Genomic DNA, 24,038 nt, shown 5'->3' with positions numbered 1-24,038 from the left:
GATGAGCGAAAAACCTACTAACAACCTCAAAACCTAAGCTAAAAACCAACTTATAGTCCCAACCCCTTTCTAAAAAGAAATCAAAAGCAAAAATAGCCATTTCCAAAAGGAAATGGCTGCCCATCTAAGAGTTAGTTGCTGAAAATGGAAGTTGCCCACTGTGGATTATCGATAAACGGGTTACGGTTGCCTTGTCTCTCGAAAATGCGTTGGTTGCGACGGAGCTCTGCTGCATCTACAGGATCTTGTGCATGCCACTGCAGGAGAACAGACAGTTTCCCGTGGTAAGGAGCGGTGCCGTTGTTCACTTGATTGTTCAATTCAAGATCTAGCTGATCGCCGACCTCATAGCGTGTTGCCATGTAAAACAGGATACGCGCTACGTCCCCTTTGACACGATTTGGCGGCTCAAATGAATCACCGTCTTTTTTACAATCGAAACAATTCACAATTGTTGTTCCGCCGATATCAAAATCAAGGTTTCCGCGAGCGCCATTGACTTGCACATCTGTCGCGCGCAAATGGTGAAGATCTGTTCCTGCGCCAGTAGTTGTGCCGAAATCTCCATGAGACTTAGCCCAAACATGTTCCCGATTCCAGTCTCCTAAGTCTCCGCCATTTAACGTTTTCGAACGAGAGAGCCCACTATAGAATAGGATTACATTAGAAGAGTTAGCAGGATCCTCATCTGTATATTTTAAAGCATCCCAAACTGCATCATAGGAAAGTTTTGTGTGGTTGTCGATAATGTCATTCAAACGAGTTTTCAAAGCGCTGCCTGACAGGCCAGAAACATTTGTGTAATAGCCATTAGCATCGTTAATTGTTCCCGTTGGCGGTGGTGTCGTAGTGCCCCCATCCGCTTGATGGGAACCTAAGAATGTAAAGGTATCTACCGGATAAGCTGTCCACTGAGCAGAAGGGTCAAATGCGTTGGTAGCATTCGTATCTCCTGATGTGACCGTTGATTTGCGAACCAACGTCTTATCGACTGTTGAAACACCATTCGCTGACCATGCCGTGCCAGGGTCAACACCAATTTGGCCGAACGAATCAATCGTCGTTCCGTTCTTTTTCAATAAAATCGTATCGTCTCCGTTGTGCTGGATGACGGTTGATGCGACGTCACCTTTGGAAATAATGCCTGATGCCGACGATGGATTGTAGACGACTAGTACATCACCGGCTGCCAACGTTCCTGACAAATTCAAGCTTCCTGAAACTGAAGTGGAACCGTTTTGATGATAAGCCACTTGGTAACCCGATAAATTGACCGATTGACCAGTGCCATTAAAAATTTCGATAGCCTTGTTGTTGCTAGATCCTTCGATGTACTCTGAAATCAATAAATCTGTCGTCTGTGCAGAAACAGGTTCTGGTGTTTGTACTCCAGGAAATACTAACGCTGCTGCAGCTAGTGATAACACACTGCGTTTCATCCATTTTTTCATCCAACTTGATTGCTTCATTTCTCCATGCCTCCCCTGGCAAAATGTAGTGCGGCCTTGCAAGTAAAATCGTGATTTGACTTTAGTATAGCGAGCTTTTGTAAAGAAGATATAAACCTTACCAAAAATGCGGAGGAAGTCAGGGGAAAGAGAAAAAGAGCTGGTCGTAGTGGTCTAGTATGTGAAAATGAATGGTTTATTTTGGTTGTTATACTATAGAAAAATCCCGTTTTTTTGGAAAATTTCTACCACAAAAAACTACTAGAGACAAAAGCAAAACCAGTAGTTTCTCTAGAACAAATCCTAAAGAAAATACTGGTTTAATTGAATTCTTTCCCAACCTCATTTGTCCTAATATAGTTCAACTGCATGTTCATAAGCATCTTTCGCATCCTGCAAACCCTGATCAATCTGCCCTCGCTGCATCTGCAAATTCCCGATGACACGAGTTAGTTTGGTTTTCGTGTCTGCTACTTTTTGAATAGAGTCATTGATACGATTATGAATGGACCATTCTGAGAAGATGTCATCGAAGAAATAGTCCGCAAATGTTACAAAGGATCCCCGTTCAACGAACAATCCTTCCATTGCTCCCTCTTGCACATCCGTAAGCTCTGCTTCAAAACGCTGTAAGTTTAATTGCGCTTCATGCAATGCATTTTCTGACTTGTCCAAGTCGTCATGCTTCATCATCGTTACAATCATCCCTCCCCCAAGAAAAGTATCCCAGGTCGACATGTCTTTTGCATTCTTTAGCTTTTTAAGCGCTTGACCAAGTGAACGATCTGCGGCCTTTCCCGCATAAATGGCTTCATCAATTTCTTTTAACAAAGACTCAAATTCTGAAACGCGCACGAGCTGTGCATCAATTTTTTCAGACTGAACTGCATTTGTACGTTTGACCCATTCTTCTTTTTCTTTTAAGAAATTCTGCCAATCCGCTTCTGCTGATCCCAGTCGTTGAAGTTGCAATTGAATGTCTTCCTCATCTTGCTTCAAATCGCGAAGCATTGCTTCATGCTCATTCAACTTTAATTCAGCCAAGGCTGCTTCTTCGAACTCCTTCTGGCGCATCTCGTCATGTGTTCCCCGCCATTTCCGGACAACATTGACGATTGATAATCGATCCATTTTATGAAGTTCTAACTGTTCTCGTGTGAACGATTGCTCTAGTATTTCTTTACGCTTTTCATGCTCAGCTACTTGCTTTGCAATAGCGTGTTGTTTTCGTTCCAGATGAATTTTCTCGTCATACTTTGCACGTAATTGAAGTTGACGTTCTGCTAAATTATGGTCCATCATTCCATCTCCTCATTTCACTACTACTAGTCTTTACGGACGAAGTATGGAAAAGTTTCCAAGAAAAAACGAACACGAGTAAAGTCGTGTCCGTCCATTTGTTAACGCCTAGCAGCTGAAATTGCCGTTACTAAGCGGTCAATATGAGGATTCATACTTGTCGGGTTTTGGTCCGTCAAAATAGAGAAGATTAATTCTTCATTTTCTGCTGTTCTGGTGTATCCAGAGAGTGATTTCACATTATCAAGACTTCCTGTCTTTGCCAAGACACGACCTTTTGTTGCTGAGCCTGTCAGACGGTAGCGAAGCGTTCCACCGATTAGACGATTAGAATTTCCTGCAACAGGAAGAGAATACTCAAACGCAGGATACCAAGGTTCGGATTGAACTTTGTACAGCATCAGACTCACTTGATCAGAAGTCAATCGATTGCGATACGACATGCCGGAACCATCAATCAACGTCCAGTTTTGCATTGATAAGCCAAGGCTTTGTCCATATTCCCGAACGGCTTGCAGTCCTGCCGACCAACTACCTTGTCCTTTTTTGACAGCCCCTATTTCTTTAATGAAAGCTTCCGCCATTGAGTTGTTGCTTAGTTTCATATAAATTGGCATTAGTGATTTCAAGGTGTCGGATTTTGATTCAGCCACTTTCACTGCAGTAGTTGGCACAGTTGAACTGATCAACAAGCCTTGTCCACTACCGAATGTAATTCCCTCCGCTTGTAGCGCTTTTTTGAAAACATCTAGAGCATAACCAGTTGGATTCACAACAGATATCCATTCCTTTTTAGTGGAAGCTCCTGACGGGATATTTCCTGATACCACTATCGTATTTGTTCCAAGTTTACGTGTGATTTTCAACGTATTCGCAGAGCCACTCGAAACCGTTTTAGCCGTGTTAGAAATCGTCATGACAGACGTTGCCGGCTCCAAAGTAATTCGCGGAGCGCTTCCAGATGAAGTAGGTGTTGCCGCTACTATAACAGAACCTGCATCAAAGTCACTATTCGGTGACAGTGTCAGTGCCATTGTCTGTGCAGCATAATAATAGGGCTCATCCTCAGGTTGCATTTTATCTGCATAGCGATTCGCGTCATACCAGGTGCTATCGCCTACAACGTTTCCATTTATTCGTGTTATCCCTTTTGCCTTTAATTGACGAGCAAAGTACTGAAGATCACTTTTTAAAAGAGTAGGATCTCCCTGACCTTTTAAGTACACGTGACCATTCAACGTACTTCCCGATACCGATCCACCCGTCCATAACGAAGTGGTGAATCGATAATTTTCACCCAAAAGCTCAAGTGCTGCTGCACCTGTCATCAGTTTTTGATTGGAAGCAGGCGTTACTGGCTGATACATGCCATAGGAGTAAACAACTTGACCCGTTGCCGCATCACGAATGGTAACTGATGTATTGGAATTTTCAAATGCCCACGTTCCCACTTCTTTACTAGCAGCATTTTTTACATAGCTATAGTCTACAGGTTTTGGTTTTGGGTCTGGCGTTGGCTCAGGCTGTGGCTGTGGCTCTGGTTCTGGCAGTTCGTCCACTGCACTTGCTGGTCGAAAGCTTTCTTCAAGAACACGTGCTAAAAACGCCGCAAAGTGTTCTCGAGATACGGGATCAATTAGACCGAAGCCACCGTCTCCATACCCCAGAGTGATGCGTTCGTTTACTAGAATTGAGACATAAGAGTAAAAAACACTAGACGCTTTCACATCACGGAAGTAATTCTCTTCCGCTTTGTCCGTAGTGAGATTATACGTTTCCGTTAAAATTACTGCTAGTTCTCCACGGGTTAATTTACCTGCTGGGTCAAAATAGCGTGAACCATCTTTTGCAACTTTTCCATTGATGATGCCGAGTTCGACGGCTCGCGCAATCTCATAATAGCCCGTTGATTGTGGTGTGATATCGGATAGTCCCGGATTTTTGACAGAACTGGTGAAATCATCGATGTCGCGAATCAGCATTTGTACGGCATGGAGTCGACTGACGGATTGTTTTGGTTTATATGTACCATCCGGATACCCTGCAATGATTCCCTGATCCGTTAAGTAATGAATTTCTTCGTGAAATCCTGAGACGTCTCGGAAGTGATCGGCAGCTGCAAAAGGGCTAAAAAGGAAAAGAAACAGTAAAGAAAGAATGGTTATACGTCTGTTCATAATGACCTCCCAAATTTTAGTATTACTCAAATCATACTAAATATACACTTGGAATTCATTGGGTTTATATACCTAAAATAAAAATTAGGTCGGGACAAATGTAATTTATTAACTTATATAAATTGGAGTTGAGTGGAGAGTAGGGGCTGACTCCAGTGGGATTAAAAGTCGTAACGTGAGGCCCCTTCTAGATGTGGAGAACGTCACTCGAGAAAGTCCGAGAAAATCAGGCGTGCCAAGTGAGGCGCTTTTGGCCTCAGTTGGTGCGACTGATTTTGGAGCGTCTTTCTGACGTTCGCAACTCGATTTCAATGAGTTGAAACTAGACGCGCCCGCGGAACGCAGCCCCGGAGCGGAACTCAAAGTAAACAAAAAAGTAGGTTCTCTGTAATTCAACTTAGAGAACCTACTTATAAATTTGGTCAAGCCTCTTTTAGATGACGGAATTATTTACCGCAACACTTCTTATATTTCTTCCCACTACCACATGGACATGGTTCATTGCGTCCAGTCACTTTAGTCGGTGGCGTAGTAGTCTTTGGTTCCGACTGGTCAGATAAATCGTTCGGTGCATGCCCCTTTAGAATCCATCGTGGCGTTGAGTTCACAAGTTTTGTTAAGTAACCGGCAAACTCCGCTGCTTCCGCTTTCGTTGAGAACTCAAAAAATTTCACGATACCCTGCATGACTTCATGGAAGGTTAATTCGTTTCGTATGTCGAGTATTGTCTGAGCAAGGATTTCTTCGCCTTCCTCTTTTTTAACACGAAACGTTTTTTGTAGATACTTTTCAAAACGTTCAAATTCACGCGTTTTCTCAAGTTCTCCGCGCTTCCCTAACTCCAGCATCTGTTTCTTAGTTACAGCTAAAGGTTCGATTGAAGGTCTTTCATCAATTGCCTGTAAGAGGTCTTCTGGTTCATCAACAAGAAGATCCGAAACCCACTCTTTTTTAATTTCGAAGTAATCATCGTAGTGGTTGTATTCCGTAATAACTGTTTTAACAGCTGAAGGCTGCAAATGTGTAGGTATGCTGTCGATTGCCGTTAGTTCCTCAACAAGCTGTGACCAACGCATGACACCAAACATTTCAAGAAGTCCTTTAGTTACAAACATCAACTCATCGTTTTCTTTAATCATTCGCTGATAATTGAGATTTGTTTTAGCTTCTAAAATAGGTTGGCGGTAATCCACAGGCATCACTAAGACAAATTTATTGTCAATAGAACCAGGAATCAATAGACCAGTTTTCAAAAACCAAGAGTAAATCCGGACATTCACGGGAGCAAACTCGATAAATCCATGGGTAGCAGCTCGTTCAAGAAACTCAAAACGCTCACGGTCAATGACATTCATCGTTGCTTCTAACAGGTTCTGTTGCTGATCAACAAGTACCTCTGCCAGTTTTGCTTTGGTTAGTTTACTAACACCTTTAATGTCTGCAAACTTACGCATTTTATCTAGTTCATATTTGGTCACGCGTGCCAGGGCATTTTCGAGTGATAGCTCTGCATCAATAGGTGCCCATTGCTTTTCACTCAAATGGTCTTTGTACATCTCGTGAAAATTTGGTTGTTTCATTGTTGAAATCATCCTTACATTAAGTTATACGTTCGCGTCAATCTCCTCTCCTAGTATACTCGATTTTCAAGAGGTCTGACATGTTAACTTGATGACGTTTTGATAACAACAAAGGGCTCGAACAGAATAATTCAGCATCTTATCTTGAATAAGTTCTAGAGAATACAAAGATTTCTTGCAGGTTAAATTCCGTTCCGGGGCTGCTTTCCGAGGGTGCGTCGTAAGTCTCCTCGTCGCACACGCTCCTGCGGGGCCTCACGTAACGCTCTTGATCCCACTGGAGTCAGCCCCTCCTCTACATTCAATTTGTAGTCTCAATAATATCTCTGTTCTAGCCTCTCTCTTAAGCTTTTTTAATTAGTCTTCAGTGATTTCTCGAGCATCAGGGAAAATTCTGCACGAGTTATCGGGTTACTTGGTCGGTATGTTCCATTTGGGTAGCCAGTTGTGATTCCTTGTTCAAAAATAGCCGCTATAGCTAGGTTTGCCCAATGGCCTGCAGGTACATCTGCAAAATGAGTCGCCTCTGTTGCTTCAAATTGGAAAGCTCCACTAATAATTCGCGCCATTTCTGCTCGTGTCAGTTGACCATTTGGATCGAATTTATTTCCTGGTTTGCCAGTAAAGTATCCAGCTTTTGTAACAGCTGCGATATAATCGTTCGCCCAATGTGTGCTAGGGACATCTCCATAACCAGATGCTTCATCTACCACCTCTAAATTCATGGCACTGGCTAACATTCGCGCCGCTTCCGCTCGAGTAGTCTGTCGTGTCGGCTGGAATGTGCCGTCTGGATATCCACCTATGACCATTCCGTCGCGTAAGTACATAATAGAAGTCAGGGCCCAATGATCCTCTTTTAGATCTGGATAGTTCCCATTGATGATTCGATAATCAATTGCTTCATAGGTTTCGTCACCCACAGAAATTTCAAACGATAATCTCGTCCCGATGGCTTGTTGCGGGATAGAGAATTCAAAACGGCCTTCTGCATCCGCATAACCGGCTACTAGTTCCGTTGAATTTTGTTTGATTGTGATACCCGCGTTTGGTAAAGCTGCTCCGGTCACTCGCGTTGAATAATTTGTGAGAAGTGTATGGAGATGGACAGCTGGTTGCTCTTTATGAAGAACTCGCACAGCTACAGGCAAACTTTGCTTTCCGTCCACTCCTCTATAAACCACCGTTAACTCTGCACCACTTTGCTGTACAGGAATCGGAATTGAAAAGTACCCTTTTTCACGAATCGGTGTGCTACGAGCGATTTCTTTTGTACCATTCTTAACTAGTAGAATACCGCCTAACTGGGCACGATTCCATTCTCCTTGGATAAACGTAGACGTATTGGTCAAATCCATGACAGTCGGGGTTGGCGAAGCTACACGATTCACGGCAGCGTATGCATTGACTCGGCCATGCCCAAAGCGTGTATCTTTTCCAGTTTCCCCTAAATCTTTAGCAGTGGCATACAAACGATTTTCAATTTCAATATTCGTCAAGTAAGGTTCATGGGATTTAATAAGGGCAGCTACACCCGCTACAATCGGCGAAGCCATTGAAGTCCCGGACATAGTACCAAATCTGTCCGTAGCTAAAGTCGAATAAATATTTTCTCCAGGAGCTACAATATCTAACGACCTTCCATAATTCGAAAACCAGGAAGCTTTATCAATCGCATCAACGGACCCTACAGAAATGACATTGGCATAGGCAGCAGGATAAGAAGGAGTGGAGGTATCTTCATTTCCAGCAGCAGCCACGAACACCACATTGTAATCGCGATGAGCATTCTGAATCGTTCTATTGAGCAATTCGCTAGATTGGTACCCGCCAAGACTCATGTTGATAATGTCTACTCCGTCTTCTACAGCTTCATTGATACTGTCAGCAATAGTAGAGACATATGCCGCTTCTCCATCAAATACATCCATTAAATATAAGCTAACGCCTGGTGCTACACCTGCTCCAAAATAGCCATTGTCTGCGACTGCCCCAATTAGACCAGTGACGTGCGTACCATGCTGATCGATTGTATACTCCTCATCAAGTGTGTAAGCTTTGCGAACATTTTGTTGATAGTCCAGATGGTCTTGTTGTGGACCTGCATCTAATACAGCAACCACAACATCTTGCGCGCCACGTGTTACATTCCAGGCGTTAACAGATTCTATCTTTGCATGATGCGACTGTCTGAGGTCAAACAGTGATTGAGAAGTTGTAGAGAATAAGCGATATTTGTAATCCGGCTCTACTGAAACAACCCCTTCTGCTGCTTCAAGTTCTGTTATGTAAGACTCCATTGTTTGTCCATCAGGTACTTTTATTGTTGCCACGCGTTTTGTGGGTTCATGAGGTAATTGTTCAATTAAATGGCCTTTCTTTTCAATATTCATGAGAGATTGTTGTGATTTCATTTCTACTATCACTTGATCGGTATCTATTTTCTCAGCTTCTTTTGCTTTCACTTCATCCTGAAGAAGTAGAGTGGATAGCAATGCGAGTGCAGTAAGACCTAACCCCTGTCGAAATTTCATTTATTCCCATTCCTCCTATAATTAAGGTTCATCACCATAAGTCATGGTTGACACTTGAACAGCTTAATTATGTAAATAAATAGAAAAAAAGCGAAAACACCTGTATCGTAATTGTTGTCTAGACAAACCACGATAGGAGTTTTCGCCTTGTCCCAACAGTTTATCAAATTAGTCCTTCCACTTCCATCATTTTTTACAATTCATCCGTCATCCGACAACGAACCAAACGTGTTTCGAATTTCTACGCTGAACCGTCCAGTCTCATGTCTTGTCTGTTCAAGTCAGACAGTCCGCCACTCAAAGGAACGTCGCCGTTTTAGACATTCCTACGCCTGGGGCGTAGGGACGATCTGGATCGAGATAGATGTCCCACGCCAGGTCTGTAAAGAATGTGGTATCACGTTTGTTCATGACTTTGGCTTAGGCCTAGTTCGTTCTTCCACCAGACATTATAGAGTGGAGATTGCAAAACGTTGTCATGGTAGGACAATCTCTGATGTCTCGCGTGAGTATGGTGTTCCGTACACGACCGTTGAAAGGTGGTTCTATCAATACGCTTCGCGCCAGTTGGAGACTAAAACCGCAAGGCATGTCTTGGTCGATGAGTTCGCTACGCGCAAAGGTCATCATTACGCGACAGTGGTCCTTGATGCGAAATCCGGGTGCGTCCTTTCGATAGTTGAAGGTAGAGATGAAGCTGCAATCTCTTTGGCTCTCTCTCAAGTGAAGAGCTCTATTCAAACAGTAGTCAGTGACTTTGCGCCAGCCATGTCGAAGGCCACAAATTCTGTGATACCAGATGCGACCCATGTGCTCGATCGTTTCCACCTGATCCAGTTTTTTACGGATGCGCTGCGACGCCGTCGGCGTTTTCTGGATGAAACTAAACGTCACTATCACGTACGTACAATAGATCGTTCCCTAGCATGTCGTCCAGAACAATTAGACGATGCAGACTTAGAGGTCGCACGGGCATGCCTTCGCGAAGACGAGTTCATCAAGGACATCTATTACGGATTACAACATATGCGATTTGTATTGAAGTCGACTACATCTGGACAAGCTTCTCGTCGTCTAAAAGAGTGGATCGACCGTTTCATGTTTCATCCATGTGGGCCGCTGGCCAAGATTGCAAAAGCTGTGATAGTGCGTCAACGTGAGATGGAAAACACAATACTCTCGCCTCTCTCTAACGGGAAAATAGAAGGTACAAACAATAAGATCAAACTGATCAAACGAAGAGCTTTCGGGTATCGTAATCTGAATAACTTCTTCACAAGGTTAAAACTTGAACTAGGAAGCTCAAAATAGCAACCACGAGTTATGGTGATGAACCATAATTAACTACTCTTTTCATTGTACATGGTGGCCACAAAAAGGGAATAGCAATGGCCATATTGAACTCAATTTTTCTTATTTTCACTTTCGTCTAGTAGAGTGACAAAGTTAGACGAAAGCTTTATACTAGAGCTACATAACGTTGTCCGTACCACTAGCCAAAGCCCGACACAACGAATGCCCACGTCACGGAAACTTGATTTCCTTATATGGGGAGAGGAGCGGCTAATGAATTCACATGAGTTAAAAGAATGGATGGCCACACACGAAATAGTTAATCGCACAGTATCCGGTTTTTGGAATTACTTATATACACAGAAAAACGAAGATCCCGCAGACTTTGAAACGAGTTACCCTTCCATGGAAATTACTCTACTTGAGCCGACATTGAGTACCGTATCGCATACACTTAACTTTAACTATGGAGATACTCTTGAAATGGTCACGTGTTCTCTACATATTGAATACCAAGGAAAGAAAATAGGGATGTATGAATCACTCTATACACCTTTTGGTGAAGACTTAGATGATTTCCTCACTCTTTCACAACCAAACTAAACACTCACTTTAATCAAAATAGCTGTGACAAAAAACAGTAAATTCTCTAAATTGCATTCCAGAGAATTTACTGTTTTTATGTTGAGTTCACATCTACTTAATCTTTACAAGACGTCTAACTAGCTTGATTTAAATTTAATATCCGTTGCCTATTCGAAAAGGATTTAATGCTAGCATCATTTCACCACTTATCCGATTTAAGGGGATAGTTCCTAACTCAGCGTCTCGACTGTCTAAACTAGCACCGGGCGTGCGGTTATCGCCAAGTAGAAAATAATGTCCTTTGGGTACAACTTGAGCTGCCATATCGTTTGGTATTCCTTGTGTGTAAGACTCTTTCAACTCAACACCGTTAACAATCACTATTCCATTTTCAATTGAGATTTGATCTCCTTGCATACCAATTACTCGTTTAATGACTTGAAATCCATTGTTATCTGAAAACAGTACAATGTTTCCTGCTTCTGGTTCAAAATATAGTCTATTCGCAATAACTAAACTGCCATCCTCAAATGTTGGCGCCATTGACTCTCCACTTATGATGGCCAAGGACATGCTAAAACGAAGAAATATAAATAGTAAAATTAAAAACACTGCAAATTTCAAAGCGCTTATTACTTCAGTCTTTATAGTTGGCTGTTCTTTTGTGTTCGATTCAGAGATGACCAAACTCATCTTCATTCAGCTCCTTCTCCTAGAACAGGTTCTGATTCAGTAGTTTCCTTTGAGAGCTGAGCTGGCTCTTTCGTGCTAGAAGATTGTTCTTCACTAGAAGTCTCATTCGACTCACTACCAATCTCCATGTTCGTTTCCTCTTCTTGTGGACTATCCATAAGTTCTACACTGCCCATTTCCAGAACTGCTTCATTGTAAATTTGGTGTAGACGATTGATAGCTGCTTGCTTCTCAGCAGCATTGTCAATTTTGATAGTCGAAATGAGATGTTCCGTATGCTCACGCAAATTTTTTACAGATATTCGTATCTGCTCCTCTTCAAACAGTTGCATTTCCTTCTCAGCCCGCTCCATTTCCGATTGCAAGTGTTGTTTTAAGCGAACCATTTGCGCTTCTTTTTCGCTGCTCACAGATGACTGTACAGAAACTAAGGCCTCGGACTTTTTTTGATCAAACCATTGGTCCATGAGTGTCGATATATCTTGTTCAGCAAAAACAACATCTAAACTCGAAATACCCACAACCAGTAAAAAAACAATTCCAATAAGAAATTTTAGTAAGCGAGATTTAAATTTGTAGCTTCTCTTCATACTTGTTCCTCAAAGCGATACGACTTTGCGCATCTCCGGTAATTTTTGATTCATGATACTTGTAAAAGCATCCACAATTTTAGGATCAAACTGCGTACCTGCATTCTCTCGAATAATACGAATCGCTTCTTCTGGCGAACGTTTACGTTGATAAACTCGATTTGTCGTCATGGCATCATAAGTATCTGCGATTGCCATGATTCGAGCAGATAACGGAATCTCGTTCCCAATTAAGCCCGTTGGATAGCCATTGCCATCAAAACGTTCGTGATGATACAGAATGGCATCTCTGATTGTCTTGTTGCGCATCACGGGAGCATGTTGTAAAAGATCCATCCCAAGCTGTGGATGTTTTTTAATTTCACTATATTCTTGAACCGTCAAAGAATCTGGTTTAATCAAAATCGAGTCAGGAATCGCAATTTTCCCGATATCATGGAGTAATCCTGCCACATAAAGATTTTGTTGAAACTCTGCATAGAGGTTCATTTCTTTTGCAATCCACACAGACTTTTCCGCCACATTGCGAGAATGTTGGGCAGTGTAATGATCACGCATTTGAATCGTCTGCAACAGTGAATAAATACTTTTCATCTCAGTACTGCGAGCTTCTTGCAAGATTTTCAAAGCTGACAACGAGAAAATTCCAATTCCAATATATAATACACTTAATACTCCAAGCATTGACCAGTTGTGAACGGTAAAACCCTCTGAATAGGTAAAATAGCGTAACCCTATAAAAATAATCGCCATCAAAAAGATATAAATTCTTCGGTCAAACAGTAAACTATAGCCAAATATCAACAAATAATATAATTCTGGTCCCATATGATTAGGAATGAGAACATGCTCAACCCAAAAAACAATAGGTGTAAATAAAACCATTAAAAAAGTCAGAAGCTCTTTCCGTTCTGCAAACGACAAAATGGCATCAATAATGGCTACTCCGTAACGAGGAGCGGCGATTTTTTCCACTTCAATTTCTTCGCGTATATTGAAAACGTTCATATGCTCCTCCTGATGGATAGACTCGTATAAAGATGTTATCGGTAGTTTGAGCAGAATGTTTAGAAAAATCGACTGAAAAATTTGATTTTATAAAATAAAAGTCTTATTAGACAACAAAAAGACTGCAAACAAATTCGAAAGAATCGACTTTGTCTGCAGTCTGAACAATTAACTATAAGTAATTTTGTAGTAAATTGATTTATTCTTGACCAATCAACTCAAGCTCAACAGGAATGCTTGATTCGACTTCTTCACCAGCAAGAACTTGCATAGCTGTTTCAACACCAATCTCACCAATCATAGCTGGTTGCTGAGCAATTGTTCCTGCTAAGCGACCTTCTTCGACTGAAGCGACTGCGTCATCCGTTGCATCAAATCCAACAACGACAATGTCTTTTCCAGCTGCTTCAATCGCTTCTAAAGCGCCAAGTGCCATTTCATCATTGTGCGCAAATACACCTTTAATGTCTGGGTTCGATTGCAAAATGTTTTCCATGACCGAAAGACCTTCTGCACGGTTGAAGTTAGCCGTTTGTTTTGCGACAACATCTAATTGATCAGTTGCAACTGAGTTAAAGCCTTCTCCACGTTCACGTGCTGCTGATGAACCAGGTACGCCTTCAAGTTCAGCAACTTGTGCGCCTTCCCCAACTAAAGATACTAAGTATTCACCAGCCATTTGGCCACCTGCTGTATTATCAGATGCTACGTGTGCGACCACTTCGCCACCTTCAGCAGAACGGTCTAAAGTAATCACTGGAATGCCAGCTGCGTTTGCAGATTCTACAGCTGCTGCTACTGCTGCCGAGTCAACTGGGTTGATCAAAATGAAATCAACGCCTTGTTGAATTAAATCTTCCACGTCAGAAGCTTGTTTCGCTGCATCGTCTTGTGCATCTACTACTGTTATTTCAGCGCCAAGCTCTTCCGCTTTCGCTTCTGCTCCGTCCGTCAATGTTACGAAGAATGGGTTGTTTAATGTAGAAACCGAGAAACCAATCGTTTGAGTACCTTCTGTTTCTCCTTCTGAACCTGAACCTGACTCAGTTGAAGTAGTCGGTGAATCAAGTGAACACGCTGCTAAGAATAGAACTGCTGCAAGACTGACGAGTAACCAAAGTTTTTTCATGTGAACTTCTCCCCTTAAATCAATTTTTTACGGTCGATCAAGACCGCGAATAGTATGACAAGCCCTTTAACAACTTGCTGGAAAAAGGACGAAACCCCAATAAGATTTAACCCATTGTTGAGGACACCGATAATTAATGCCCCGATTAAAGTACCAACAATCCAACCACGGCCACCAGTCAGGCTTGTGCCACCGAGAACGACCGCTGCGATGGCATCGAGCTCAAACATTTGGCCGGCTGTCGGCTGTGCTGAATTTAAACGTGATGTCAAAATCAATGCAGCAAGTGCAGAGAAGAAGCCTGTTAAAGCATAGACATAAATCTTGATGCGACCTGTTTTAATACCAGATAGCTTAGAAGCTTCTTCGTTTCCACCGACCGCATAAACGCGGCGGCCGAAAGTTGTTTTCTTCAAAATAAAGTACAAGATTCCAAAGCTGATCAACATCGTGACAACCGGAATCGGAATATCAAAGAAATAGCCTTTCCCAAGCAGTTGGAAAGTAAGTGAATCACCAAGACCTGAAATCGGGCGACCTTCCGTATAAACGAGTGTCAATCCACGATAAATAGTCATCGTAGCAAGAGTGGCAATGAATGGTGCTACATTTCCTTTGGCAATTAATACGCCATTCACGGCACCAAGTAGTGCTCCTAGAATCAACCCAAGTAGCATGGCGAGAACTGGATCCGTACCACCTGCCATCATTCCTGCTGTAACGGCACCTGTTAGCGCCAAAATAGACCCAACCGATAAATCAATTCCGCCTGTCAAAATAACGAACGTCATCCCAAACGCAATGATCGCGTTGATGGAGACTTGACGAAGGACATTAAGTAAATTGTTCACCGATAAGAAATCGGGATTTAAAATAGTGATGATTGTAATGATCAAAAATAGTCCTAGGAACGGAACCAATTTTTGAACCAGACCTTGCTTTGATGCTGTACTAGACACGCGTTCCACCTCCTGTTGCATAATGCATGACTTGTTCTTGTGTCAATTGCTGATTGGCGAGATTAGCAGTCAGTTTGCCTTCATGCATGACCAGTACTCGATCCGCCATCCCAAGCACTTCCGGCAATTCTGAGGAAATCATCACAATCGCCACGCCTTTTTCCGCAAGTTCATTCATAATCGAGTAAATCTCTTTTTTCGCTCCTACATCCACACCTCTTGTTGGCTCATCTAAGATCAGGATGGAAGGATTGGTACCCAACCATTTGGACAACACAACCTTTTGCTGATTCCCACCGCTCAGTGATTTCACAGGGAGCTCTGGGCTAGAAGTGCGAATACCCAACCGTTCTTTCATACGATCAAATAAATCTCGTTCTTTTTTACTGGACATCATCCCGTTGGAAGACAAGGTCGGGAAGTTCGATAAACTGATGTTTTGCTCCACACTGAAGTCCAGAATGAGACCTTCACTTTTACGATCCTCTGTCACATAGGCTAAGCCGTGTTGAATGGCATCATGTGGTGTGCGAATTTTGACAGCTTTGCCATCAATTTTGACTTCACCTGCTGACGGTTTGCGATAGCCGAAAAGAGATTGCACGATTTCTGTGCGACCTGCTCCCATCAAACCTGCTATAGCAACGATTTCACCTTTTTTAACATCGAACGAAATGTTTTCGAAATAAGGGGCTCGTGCCAAGCTGTTCACTTCCAACACCGTTTCACCGAGTTGTACGTTACGAGTTGGAAAACGATCACCAAGGGCTCGCCCTACCATCATCTGAACGATTTCTTCAAAACTCGTTTCTGCAATGTTTTTTACACCTACCCATTCGCCATCACGAAGGACTGTGATGCGGTCGCAAAGAGCAAAGATTTCTTCCATTCGGTGCGAAATATAAATGAACGCTACGCCTTTTTCTTTGAGCGAACGAACCGTTTTGAACAATTGGTCGATTTCTCGGTCTGTGAGAGCTGCTGTCGGTTCATCCATGATGATGACTTCTGCATTTGAAGACAAGGCACGAGAAATTTCCACGATTTGTTGTTGGCCTACTGATAACGTAGCCGCTTCAGCTGCCGGATCGATGTTCAATCCCAGTGCTGCCAATCGGGATTTCGCTTCCGTCTCCATCTTCTTCGTTTTCAAGATACCTGTTTTACCAATTGTGTGTTCTTTACCTAGAAATAAGTTTTCAGCGATTGATAAGTAAGGAAGAATATTGAGTTCTTGGTGAATGACTGCAATGCCTTTTGCTTCCGCCTCTTGAGGAGACTTAAAAGCTACTTCTTCACCTTTCCAATGAATCGTCCCTGCGTCTTTTGGGTGGATACCGGTCAACACTTTCATCATTGTTGATTTGCCTGCACCGTTCTCTCCCATTAGCGCGTGGATTTCACCTGGTACAAGGTCAAACTGCACATCGCGCAAGACGGTATTGCCACTAAAGGACTTGGTGATTCCTTTCATTTCTAACATACGTTTCACCTCCGTTTAAAAAATGACCCCGGACTGCAGGATGATGTTGGCGTAAGGTGTTGCTTCGCCTGTCCGTATAATAACTTTGGCATGCTTGGTTTGTTGTTTAAAGGCTTCGTGCGACATGTAAGTTAATTCAAATTGACCATCTAGCTTATAATGAACATCGTCATTGAATTGAGGAAGTTCGTTGGCAACAATTGCTTTTTCGACCTGAAAATCTGCTGTTACCGCTTCCACGATATCGAGAAATGAAGGTTTCCCTAGCGTATAAGAAAGATCGATACATTTTACACCTTCAGGGATGGGTAATCCGCAATCGGCAATGACAAGTTGATCGGTGTGCCCCATCGTTGCAAATATCCCCGCAAGTTCGCGATTTAGAATCCCGTGTTTTTTCATCGTCTCATCCTTTCTAAAACGGAATCGACGTTTGGCATTCCCGTCTGTGCCCCAAGTGCTTCTACTGAAAGAGAGGCAGCCGCATTGGCAAATTCAATTGATTTTGCTAGATTCCAGTCTTGCGCAAGTCCATAAGCAAGTGCTCCATTGAATGTATCTCCAGCTCCCGTTGTGTCGACTACTTCGACTGGGTAACCGGTTACATATTCATCAGACACTTCACTTGGATACATCGCCCCTTCTTTTCCGAGGGTGACAACGACTTTATTTGGTAGCGCTTTGATTTTTTGTTTCCACTCTGAACCCCATATCGTTTCTGCTTCTGATTCATTTGGAGTCAGCAGTGCGTTGAAGTGCAGCAATTCTTCTGTGAAGGCATCTGTCGGTGCAGGGTTGAGAATCGCCTGTACGCTGTGCTCCTGACAAATGGCTAGCCCTTTTTTCACCATGTCGATTGGGATCTCTAATTGAAAGATGACTACTTTGCTTTTTGGAATGAGTCGCTTCATTTCAGCAACCATCTGCTCATCCCATACATGATTGGCACCTGGTACAACGATAATGCGGTTGTCTTGATTAGAGACAAGAATGTTTGCGATACCGGTCGGTTCATCCACACTTTGGATAGCTGTTGTGTGAATTCCTTCGTCTTGAAGCGTTTTTGTTAGCTCTTGGCCAAAAGCATCCTTGCCAACAACGCCTAGCATTGTGACTTCAGCACCTAATCGAGCGGCTGCGACTGCTTGGTTGGCCCCTTTTCCTCCTGGAATTGTTGCAAACAAATCGCCCAGTCGTGTTTCTCCTTGTTTCGGAAAATTGTCTGTGCGGACGACGAGGTCCATATTGATGCTGCCGATGACTGTAATCATGATGTCTCACTCCTTGTCGTTCCCCGGTGAACGATTTCAACCGGAACTTCGTAGTACATTTTTTCGAGTGGTTCGTTTTCCACTTGTTTGATCAATATGCGAGCGGCCATGGCGCCAAGCTTGTAGATGTCTTGCCGTACAGTCGAAAGCGGTGGTGACAGCATTTCTCCAAGTTGAATGCCATCAAAGCCGATAATTTGAATGTCTTCAGGGATTGCTTTCCCTAGTTCTGTACAGGCACGAATAGCACCAAGCGCTGCCACGTCACTGCTAGTCACAATTCCGTCTACTTCGGGATGATTGATCAAGTAGGCTTTGACTTTTTCATACGATTCATCGAAGTGAAAGTTGGCTTGAATGTGATGCTCTGTCACGTTTGGCGCTTCCAGCATCGCTTCTTCAAATCCTTGCTTTCGCTCACTTGCCGATTGAATATAATCTGGACCTTCCACGAACAGCACTTGTTGGCTGCCGCTTTCAATCAAGCTTCTCGTGCTTTCTTTCACGCCTTGTCGATTGCTTGAAATTACACAGGGAATCGATGAATCAATCGGTCGGTCAAGAGCCACCATGGGCTTGTTCAACTTCATGTAAAGTTCTCGATTCTGCTGACTGGATGTGACGATGAAGCCAGCCACGTATTTCTTTTCGAGTGTTTCTATATAGTTTTTTTCTTTTATCGGATTTTCGTCTGAGTTACACAAGACCACCGTGTAGCCATACGTGAGTGCCACATCTTCGACTGCACGCGCTAGTTCTGGAAAGAACGGGTTGGTGATATCCGGTAGAATAAGGCCAATCAGGTTAGACTGTTTCGTAGTCAAGCTTCGGGCGACCGCATTCATTTCATAACTTAACTCTGCAATAGCCGCTTGAACTGCTTTCGCCGTATCCGTGCTCACATAACCTTTGCCGTTTAGATAGCGAGAAACCGTGGCAACTGATACGCCTGCGTGTTTTGCTACATCTCGAATCGTTGCCATGTGATTTCGCCTCCTTTTGGGTTGGGGTTTTGGTTGGTTAGGGCTTGTGACATTTGGGTTGTGCCCTTGGAGCGGGTTGTGATGAGCGAATGATATTCGTGATGATGGATTTCCTCGTTCTGATGAGCGAAAAACCCGTTCTGATGAGCGATTACAATTCGTGATGATGGATTTCCTCGTTCTGATGAGCGAAAAACCCATTCTGATGATCGATTTAGATTCGTGATGATGGATTTCCTCATTCTGATGAGCGAAAAACCCATTCTGATGATCGGTTAAAATTCGTGATGATCGATTTCCTCGTTCTGATGAGCGGTTAAAATTCGTGATGAGCGAAAAACCCGTTCTGATGATTGAATACTATCTCCAACCCTCAAAACCATCTTTAATCTCAATGCTTTTGCTTCTCTCAAGACATGTGTAACCGGTTACACATAGAATAAAGGCAGCTCAATGAGATGTCAAGTGGGGAATTTTATGGGAAAGCACTCTCTTTGCTCTTAAGAAAAGCGTTTTTCGATTGAGTCAGTGGAATTCTAGATCTCAAAACCTCTACAATCTTTTTATACTTAAAACCTTACTACACAAAACCTTACTAACAATATAGCTATTTTTGGTATACTTTGGTAACTATGTTATTAGAAATGAGGAAACGAAATGACTTCTTTTCTGCTGATTCGACACTGTTCTGCTACTGGCCAAGAACCTGACGCACCGTTAACTACTGAAGGTTTGACTCAAGCAAATCATCTTGCAGCAGCTCTTGCTGACTATCCCATTACACGTATTTTATCCAGTCCCTATATTCGTGCTGTTGATACGATTCTTGCGTATTCAAAGTTAAAGAAAATCCCGATTGAACTTGATGACCGTTTGAAAGAGCGAGTTTTAAGTTCAACTAATCTTCCTGACTGGTTAGAGAAACTGGAACAGACGTTTATTGATCCTTCTCTGAGTTTCGAGGGCGGGGAATCTAGCGTAGGAGCGACCACTCGAATTGTCGAAGTTCTAAATGAGGGTGAAATAAGTGAGGGTGACTATTGTGTCGTAGTCACTCATGGGAATCTTGCAGCATTGCTTCTACATTCTATTTCAGCGGATTTTGGTTTTAAAGGTTGGCAGTCACTAAGCAACCCGGATGTTTTCGAGATTACTTGGGAGAAAGAGAATAAGAACTTTAAACGTTTGTCTCTCTAAATGGAAGGAGCGGAAGGAACTATCCCTTCCGCTCATTGAAATCCAGGATAAGGACCAAAAAAGAAAACAAGATGGCATTAAAAATAGTAATAATAATGACTACTATTATAGAAAGTACAGGAATCGTCGAAAGAACCAACGCTAAAACTGGTCTCTTCTTCAATTGAAACCATGAACTAATTAATAAAATAAAGAGCGGAATAGGAAAGTAAGTCGTGAAGAGAGTTACGATTTTCATCCGAAAAGTCATCCACTCCCAGTCTTGAAAATTGTAATCAAATCCGTGCCAGAAAATCAGTGAAGTTAACGACAGAATCTGTAATAGGATTAAACAAAACTTAATAGCATTCTTTCTAAACAAAACTCCTCACCAACTCCCAAAGATTCCATCCAAAATAAAAATGAAATACGTACATAGCATAAATTCCGATTCCAAGCATAGCGACAAGGGGAATAGAATTCAACCACATAGCCCACTTTCGTTTGCTTTCCACTAACCACCAGCAGGCAACCATCACTGCAATCATCAGTATAGGATAAAATACAATTATCAGATAATACCAAGGAAATTGAAGTGCACTAAGCTCACTCCATCGATTGCCCTCTGCCAAATCCGAATAGCCATAAATCAACTCGCTTCCTAGTAATTCCCACCAGACATAAATCGTTCCAAGATAAATCAAGTGGCTCACAATTAAATAAGAATAGGCCAATGTTTTCATATGGTCCCTCCTCTACCATTTTAAGATTGCTAGTTTTTAATTCCCCTAAAAAATATCAATAACTAAAATTAAACAAAGAGTAGATAAAATAAATAAAGTACAAGAATTTAATAATTACTATACTAATTGGGACAGCTATTGCTACAAATGCGACCTCAGGTAAATGGTTTACTAAAACAATAGCTACTAGCAAACCAATGATACTGAGTGCGAGTCCAGCAATTGAATAGGAACTAACCAAAATTGTCATTCCGATAAGAACTATTGCTAAGGCTATCAACATTCGAATAATACTTTTATTGCTCATTATCTTGACCATCCGTCTCACCTCTCTCTAAAATCTAACACGCCATCATCTTCCATATTCAGTAAAGACGTCTAGGTTTTAGAATAGTTTCTGGAAATGGCAAGAGCTACTAGATTATTTTCCGCACACAAAAAGACCCTGCAACAGCAAGGTCTCATCACGGAATTATTTATTTCGGATAGTGATCATGTACTGCGTGTTAATAGTAATTAAAGCAAACGCAATGATAAGAATCCCAGCTACTTGAGAGTTTCCAGTGGCCATGGAGTAAAACAGCAATAACAATATGGATGCGAACAATAAGGAATTGGTTGTTTGGTGAGATTTGTAGAAACCACCTAACATGACATGCTTTTCACCGTCATCCGACTTTTCAAGTAATTTTTGAGCGTAATCTTTGTCTGTGATGGAAGGTAAATCTCGCTCAGGGTACATTAGCTTCATTAAGCTCGGGAATAAGAACGATACCGCCGCACTACTAAACAATGTCACTACAAAGTAGAGCACTAACCAAATTGGTTGTTCTGTGAGAATACTTATACAGATACCTACTAAGCTGGCAACCATTGCAACTAAATTTGCCAAGCTGGCATCTGAATAGGAACGATACATTTTACTTTCTACGAGATCTTCTTCATCTCCCGTGAAGGTTTTGGAAGCTGTATGTTTTATTTTCAGGTAGCCTAAAACAGAAAACATGAGCAATACTGCAGTCATGATCATCAGCGACACACTAAATGGATCAGCTAAGTCTGGAAATGTGAATGTAGGATTATCTCCTAAAAAATAAGTGGTAATGAAAAATCCAGTGAAAGCACCAAGTATCATAAAAATCCCGTTTTTAAGTAAGTTTTTCTTCATTTTAATTCCTCCTCGTCAAACTGAAAAATTTCTTCAATCGGCTCTTGAAACACACGTGATATTTTAGTGGCTATCAATAATGAAGGCATAAATTCTTCTCGCTCGATTAAACTAACAGTTTGTCTAGATATCTTGGCTCGCTTGGCTAGCTCCGTCTGATTGATGCCGTGCCGGGCTCGCAATTCTTTCAGCTTCGTTTTCATAGCCTCACCTCACATTAAATGTAACACATAGTAGTTATTTTGACAACTATAATAGTCAAATCGAATATCATAGTTGTCTTCTGAATTTAACTTCAAAAATGTCTCAGCAAAAAAAGACCTTGCCGAAGCAAGATCTTTTTGTCATTTAGCCCACCGATGAATACTGTTTCGTAAATACTCGGCAGCACCAGGAACATGTTGATTGTAATAGTGACTAAATCGCTCATCGGCCACATACATTTCTGCAAGTCCTTTGTGCGCATCGGCCGAATACTGAGGCCAGGTGTAGCTAATCCATGCTTTATGAAGGTCAACAAGTTGCTTAGCCTCTTTTGATTCCACATCATTTGCTGGTGTTGCGTGTTTTAGAATTTCAAGCAATTCTAGTTCGATATGCTTCATCTGTTGAAAGTCTTCTTCTGACAATCCCATCATTTTTGCATTGCTCGCATCAACAACAGCATCACCATAGTTTTCACGCACTTCCGCACCATAGCGTTCTTCATTTTCAGCAATTAACCGTGTCTTCAGACCCGTAAACTTCTCTTCATTTGTCATCGTACTTCCTCCCCGTTTCGCTTCAATCGTTTTCTCAAGTGTCTCAAGGATTTCAGTAAGCCTTTTTTGCTTCTTCAAAAGCAGCTTTCGATGGTTTTCGAATACTAAAAGTTCATCAAATTTTTGCTCTTTCAAAAGCGTCAAAATCACTTGTAACGGAAACTCAAGTTCTCGAAAAAACAGGATTTGCTGCAGCTGATCAACCTCTTTCTCGGAATAAAGGCGATAGCCTGCGTCTGACAACTCAGCTGGTTTTAATAAGCCGATTTCATCATAGTGTCGCAGTGTCCGTGTCGTCACTCCTGAAATGTCGGCAAGTTGCTTGATTGTAAGCATCTTCAGCACCTCCTTGATTTCACTCTAAAGCCTGACGTAACGAGAAGGTCAACCTTTATTGAACAAATTCTTTTATTACAGATAGTGTTTCGTCCAATTGTTCTTTTGGGCTGAGAGTACTTGGGTTATCTCCCGACTGTTCTCCGTACATGCCAAAGTTTGCGTGATTGCCCTCCTCGATTTCATGAAAAACCGCATCCGAGCGTAAGTTCTCTCGACTTGCTTCGATATCTTCAATAGGCAACAGTCCATCTTGTCCCCCATAGATTGTTAACGACGGGACATCAATAGGATCCACCGGATAGGAAGCGAGAAAAATGATACCGGCTATTTTTCATTCTCCTCAACAATGGTAGAAGCGGCTGCCCCCCCTAAAGAATGGCCCATCAAATACCACGTATCAATTTCTGGATAGTCTTCAATGAATTCAAAAGCTCGGTTGCTATCTAACAAAGCAATATTAAATGGCAACTGTGGAATTGCCACAAAATGCCCTTCAGCTGCTAGCTGGTCACCAATGTAGCTATAAGCTTGCGGTCGCACTTTTGCTCCTTGATAAAAGACAAAACCAATCTCTTCTGTTCCATCTCCCCAAATGACTTCATTTCCGTCGGGTGTGTAAGAAAGCCCTTCTTCAGTTGCATCGTAATCGAATTGAGCCCAAATCACAAAAGCAGCAAACGCTACTACTAACAGCACGAATAATCCTATTAAAATTCCTATCATCCATTTCTTCATGAGGAATCTCCTTTTTATTTCTACCGTACCATGAGAAACTTATACAATGAAACATTTCCCCTCGTCATTCGTATAAATGATATA

Annotated in this window: 22 protein-coding genes and 1 pseudogene; 3 read left to right on the top strand and 20 right to left on the bottom strand. The window is 42.2% G+C overall.

Annotated features, from left to right (window positions below):
- Positions 1-131 precede the first annotated feature (131 nt).
- From MKY84_RS05450 to MKY84_RS05430, 5 genes are all read right to left on the bottom strand, one after another.
- On the bottom strand, positions 132-1,469 hold the full coding sequence (locus MKY84_RS05450) for an endonuclease (RefSeq protein WP_342528325.1): 1,338 nt from the start codon (positions 1,467-1,469) through the stop codon (positions 132-134).
- A gap of 330 nt (positions 1,470-1,799) precedes the next feature.
- On the bottom strand, positions 1,800-2,747 hold the full coding sequence (locus MKY84_RS05445; protein ID WP_342528324.1) for a hypothetical protein: 948 nt from the start codon (positions 2,745-2,747) through the stop codon (positions 1,800-1,802).
- A 101-nt stretch (positions 2,748-2,848) separates the two neighbouring features.
- Positions 2,849-4,924, bottom strand: coding sequence for a D-alanyl-D-alanine carboxypeptidase/D-alanyl-D-alanine-endopeptidase (gene dacB, locus MKY84_RS05440; RefSeq protein ID WP_342528323.1), 2,076 nt, complete (start codon positions 4,922-4,924; stop codon positions 2,849-2,851).
- Between the two features lie 446 nt (positions 4,925-5,370).
- On the bottom strand, positions 5,371-6,504 hold the full coding sequence (locus MKY84_RS05435) for an SEC-C metal-binding domain-containing protein (protein WP_342528322.1): 1,134 nt from the start codon (positions 6,502-6,504) through the stop codon (positions 5,371-5,373).
- 353 nt (positions 6,505-6,857) lie between these two features.
- Positions 6,858-9,038 (bottom strand): S8 family serine peptidase, encoded by a 2,181-nt coding sequence (locus MKY84_RS05430; RefSeq protein ID WP_342528321.1) that lies wholly within the window; start codon positions 9,036-9,038, stop codon positions 6,858-6,860.
- Positions 9,039-9,266: 228 nt separating this feature from the next.
- On the opposite strand from MKY84_RS05430, the gene MKY84_RS05425 reads away from it, so the two are divergent.
- Both MKY84_RS05425 and MKY84_RS05420 read left to right on the top strand, forming a co-directional pair.
- Positions 9,267-10,349 carry an ISL3 family transposase gene (locus MKY84_RS05425; RefSeq protein ID WP_342528837.1) on the top strand — a complete coding sequence of 361 codons (1,083 nt, stop codon included), beginning with the start codon at positions 9,267-9,269 and terminating at the stop codon, positions 10,347-10,349.
- A gap of 255 nt (positions 10,350-10,604) precedes the next feature.
- Positions 10,605-10,934: a hypothetical protein gene (locus MKY84_RS05420; protein ID WP_342528320.1), complete on the top strand. Its 330-nt coding sequence runs from the start codon at positions 10,605-10,607 to the stop codon at positions 10,932-10,934.
- A gap of 135 nt (positions 10,935-11,069) precedes the next feature.
- Here the strand turns inward: MKY84_RS05420 and lepB are convergent, their stop codons facing one another.
- From lepB to MKY84_RS05375, 9 genes are all read right to left on the bottom strand, one after another.
- Positions 11,070-11,615: a signal peptidase I gene (gene lepB, locus MKY84_RS05415; protein WP_342528318.1), complete on the bottom strand. Its 546-nt coding sequence runs from the start codon at positions 11,613-11,615 to the stop codon at positions 11,070-11,072.
- Positions 11,612-12,199, bottom strand: coding sequence for a hypothetical protein (locus MKY84_RS05410; RefSeq protein WP_342528317.1), 588 nt, complete (start codon positions 12,197-12,199; stop codon positions 11,612-11,614). The genes lepB and MKY84_RS05410 overlap by 4 nt, the downstream gene beginning before the upstream one ends.
- 9 nt (positions 12,200-12,208) lie before the next feature.
- On the bottom strand, positions 12,209-13,207 hold the full coding sequence (locus MKY84_RS05405; RefSeq protein ID WP_342528316.1) for an HD-GYP domain-containing protein: 999 nt from the start codon (positions 13,205-13,207) through the stop codon (positions 12,209-12,211).
- Positions 13,208-13,406: 199 nt separating this feature from the next.
- On the bottom strand, positions 13,407-14,336 hold the full coding sequence (gene rbsB, locus MKY84_RS05400; protein ID WP_342528314.1) for a ribose ABC transporter substrate-binding protein RbsB: 930 nt from the start codon (positions 14,334-14,336) through the stop codon (positions 13,407-13,409).
- A 14-nt stretch (positions 14,337-14,350) separates the two neighbouring features.
- Complete coding sequence (gene rbsC, locus MKY84_RS05395; protein WP_342528313.1) at positions 14,351-15,316, bottom strand: ribose ABC transporter permease; 966 nt, start codon at positions 15,314-15,316, stop codon at positions 14,351-14,353.
- Complete coding sequence (locus MKY84_RS05390) at positions 15,288-16,778, bottom strand: sugar ABC transporter ATP-binding protein (RefSeq protein WP_342528311.1); 1,491 nt, start codon at positions 16,776-16,778, stop codon at positions 15,288-15,290. Before MKY84_RS05390 ends, rbsC begins: the two co-directional genes overlap by 29 nt.
- 15 nt (positions 16,779-16,793) lie before the next feature.
- Entirely contained in the window at positions 16,794-17,180 is a 387-nt protein-coding gene (rbsD, locus tag MKY84_RS05385; RefSeq protein WP_342528309.1) for a D-ribose pyranase, read from the bottom strand.
- Entirely contained in the window at positions 17,177-18,049 is an 873-nt protein-coding gene (gene rbsK / locus MKY84_RS05380; RefSeq protein WP_342528308.1) for a ribokinase, read from the bottom strand. The genes rbsD and rbsK overlap by 4 nt, the downstream gene beginning before the upstream one ends.
- Positions 18,046-19,032, bottom strand: a complete 987-nt coding sequence (locus MKY84_RS05375; RefSeq protein ID WP_342528307.1) for a LacI family DNA-binding transcriptional regulator — start codon at positions 19,030-19,032, stop codon at positions 18,046-18,048. The genes rbsK and MKY84_RS05375 overlap by 4 nt, the downstream gene beginning before the upstream one ends.
- Before the next feature lie 657 nt (positions 19,033-19,689).
- On the opposite strand from MKY84_RS05375, the gene MKY84_RS05370 reads away from it, so the two are divergent.
- Positions 19,690-20,229 (top strand): histidine phosphatase family protein, encoded by a 540-nt coding sequence (locus MKY84_RS05370; protein WP_342528306.1) that lies wholly within the window; start codon positions 19,690-19,692, stop codon positions 20,227-20,229.
- Between the two features lie 353 nt (positions 20,230-20,582).
- Here the strand turns inward: MKY84_RS05370 and MKY84_RS05365 are convergent, their stop codons facing one another.
- From MKY84_RS05365 to MKY84_RS05340, 6 genes and pseudogenes are all read right to left on the bottom strand, one after another.
- Positions 20,583-20,951, bottom strand: coding sequence for a hypothetical protein (locus MKY84_RS05365; protein WP_342528304.1), 369 nt, complete (start codon positions 20,949-20,951; stop codon positions 20,583-20,585).
- Positions 20,952-21,006: 55 nt separating this feature from the next.
- Positions 21,007-21,201, bottom strand: coding sequence for a hypothetical protein (locus MKY84_RS05360; RefSeq protein ID WP_342528303.1), 195 nt, complete (start codon positions 21,199-21,201; stop codon positions 21,007-21,009).
- A 222-nt stretch (positions 21,202-21,423) separates the two neighbouring features.
- Positions 21,424-22,119: a DUF3169 family protein gene (locus MKY84_RS05355; RefSeq protein ID WP_342528301.1), complete on the bottom strand. Its 696-nt coding sequence runs from the start codon at positions 22,117-22,119 to the stop codon at positions 21,424-21,426.
- Entirely contained in the window at positions 22,116-22,322 is a 207-nt protein-coding gene (locus tag MKY84_RS05350) for a helix-turn-helix transcriptional regulator (protein WP_342528299.1), read from the bottom strand. Before MKY84_RS05350 ends, MKY84_RS05355 begins: the two co-directional genes overlap by 4 nt.
- Before the next feature lie 141 nt (positions 22,323-22,463).
- Positions 22,464-23,216, bottom strand: a complete 753-nt coding sequence (locus tag MKY84_RS05345) for a MerR family transcriptional regulator (RefSeq protein ID WP_342528298.1) — start codon at positions 23,214-23,216, stop codon at positions 22,464-22,466.
- Between the two features lie 55 nt (positions 23,217-23,271).
- A pseudogene (locus tag MKY84_RS05340) lies at positions 23,272-23,942 on the bottom strand (alpha/beta hydrolase).
- Positions 23,943-24,038 lie beyond the last annotated feature (96 nt).

The sequence above is a fragment of the Chryseomicrobium sp. FSL W7-1435 genome (assembly GCF_038595005.1).
Classification (GTDB): Bacteria; Bacillota; Bacilli; order Bacillales_A; family Planococcaceae; genus Chryseomicrobium.
Note: the sequence above shows the minus strand (reverse complement) of the source record. Positions and strands in the feature narration are given on the sequence as shown.

Bases quoted from the DNA above. Each gene is read 5' to 3' on its own strand.
- MKY84_RS05435 (WP_342528322.1), bottom strand. From the start codon at position 6,504: ATGAAACAACCAAATTTTCACGAGATGTACAAAGACCATTTGAGTGAA.
- MKY84_RS05445 (WP_342528324.1), bottom strand. From the start codon at position 2,747: ATGGACCATAATTTAGCAGAACGTCAACTTCAATTACGTGCAAAGTAT.
- MKY84_RS05375 (WP_342528307.1), bottom strand. From the start codon at position 19,032: ATGGCAACGATTCGAGATGTAGCAAAACACGCAGGCGTATCAGTTGCC.
- MKY84_RS05370 (WP_342528306.1), top strand. From the start codon at position 19,690: ATGACTTCTTTTCTGCTGATTCGACACTGTTCTGCTACTGGCCAAGAA.
- MKY84_RS05360 (WP_342528303.1), bottom strand. From the start codon at position 21,201: ATGACAATTTTGGTTAGTTCCTATTCAATTGCTGGACTCGCACTCAGT.
- lepB (WP_342528318.1), bottom strand. From the start codon at position 11,615: ATGAAGATGAGTTTGGTCATCTCTGAATCGAACACAAAAGAACAGCCA.
- dacB (WP_342528323.1), bottom strand. From the start codon at position 4,924: ATGAACAGACGTATAACCATTCTTTCTTTACTGTTTCTTTTCCTTTTT.
- rbsD (WP_342528309.1), bottom strand. From the start codon at position 17,180: ATGAAAAAACACGGGATTCTAAATCGCGAACTTGCGGGGATATTTGCA.
- MKY84_RS05365 (WP_342528304.1), bottom strand. From the start codon at position 20,951: ATGAAAACATTGGCCTATTCTTATTTAATTGTGAGCCACTTGATTTAT.
- MKY84_RS05390 (WP_342528311.1), bottom strand. From the start codon at position 16,778: ATGTTAGAAATGAAAGGAATCACCAAGTCCTTTAGTGGCAATACCGTC.
- MKY84_RS05420 (WP_342528320.1), top strand. From the start codon at position 10,605: ATGAATTCACATGAGTTAAAAGAATGGATGGCCACACACGAAATAGTT.
- MKY84_RS05350 (WP_342528299.1), bottom strand. From the start codon at position 22,322: ATGAAAACGAAGCTGAAAGAATTGCGAGCCCGGCACGGCATCAATCAG.
- MKY84_RS05355 (WP_342528301.1), bottom strand. From the start codon at position 22,119: ATGAAGAAAAACTTACTTAAAAACGGGATTTTTATGATACTTGGTGCT.
- MKY84_RS05430 (WP_342528321.1), bottom strand. From the start codon at position 9,038: ATGAAATTTCGACAGGGGTTAGGTCTTACTGCACTCGCATTGCTATCC.
- rbsK (WP_342528308.1), bottom strand. From the start codon at position 18,049: ATGATTACAGTCATCGGCAGCATCAATATGGACCTCGTCGTCCGCACA.
- MKY84_RS05410 (WP_342528317.1), bottom strand. From the start codon at position 12,199: ATGAAGAGAAGCTACAAATTTAAATCTCGCTTACTAAAATTTCTTATT.
- MKY84_RS05405 (WP_342528316.1), bottom strand. From the start codon at position 13,207: ATGAACGTTTTCAATATACGCGAAGAAATTGAAGTGGAAAAAATCGCC.
- MKY84_RS05450 (WP_342528325.1), bottom strand. From the start codon at position 1,469: ATGAAGCAATCAAGTTGGATGAAAAAATGGATGAAACGCAGTGTGTTA.
- rbsB (WP_342528314.1), bottom strand. From the start codon at position 14,336: ATGAAAAAACTTTGGTTACTCGTCAGTCTTGCAGCAGTTCTATTCTTA.
- rbsC (WP_342528313.1), bottom strand. From the start codon at position 15,316: ATGCAACAGGAGGTGGAACGCGTGTCTAGTACAGCATCAAAGCAAGGT.
- MKY84_RS05345 (WP_342528298.1), bottom strand. From the start codon at position 23,216: ATGCTTACAATCAAGCAACTTGCCGACATTTCAGGAGTGACGACACGG.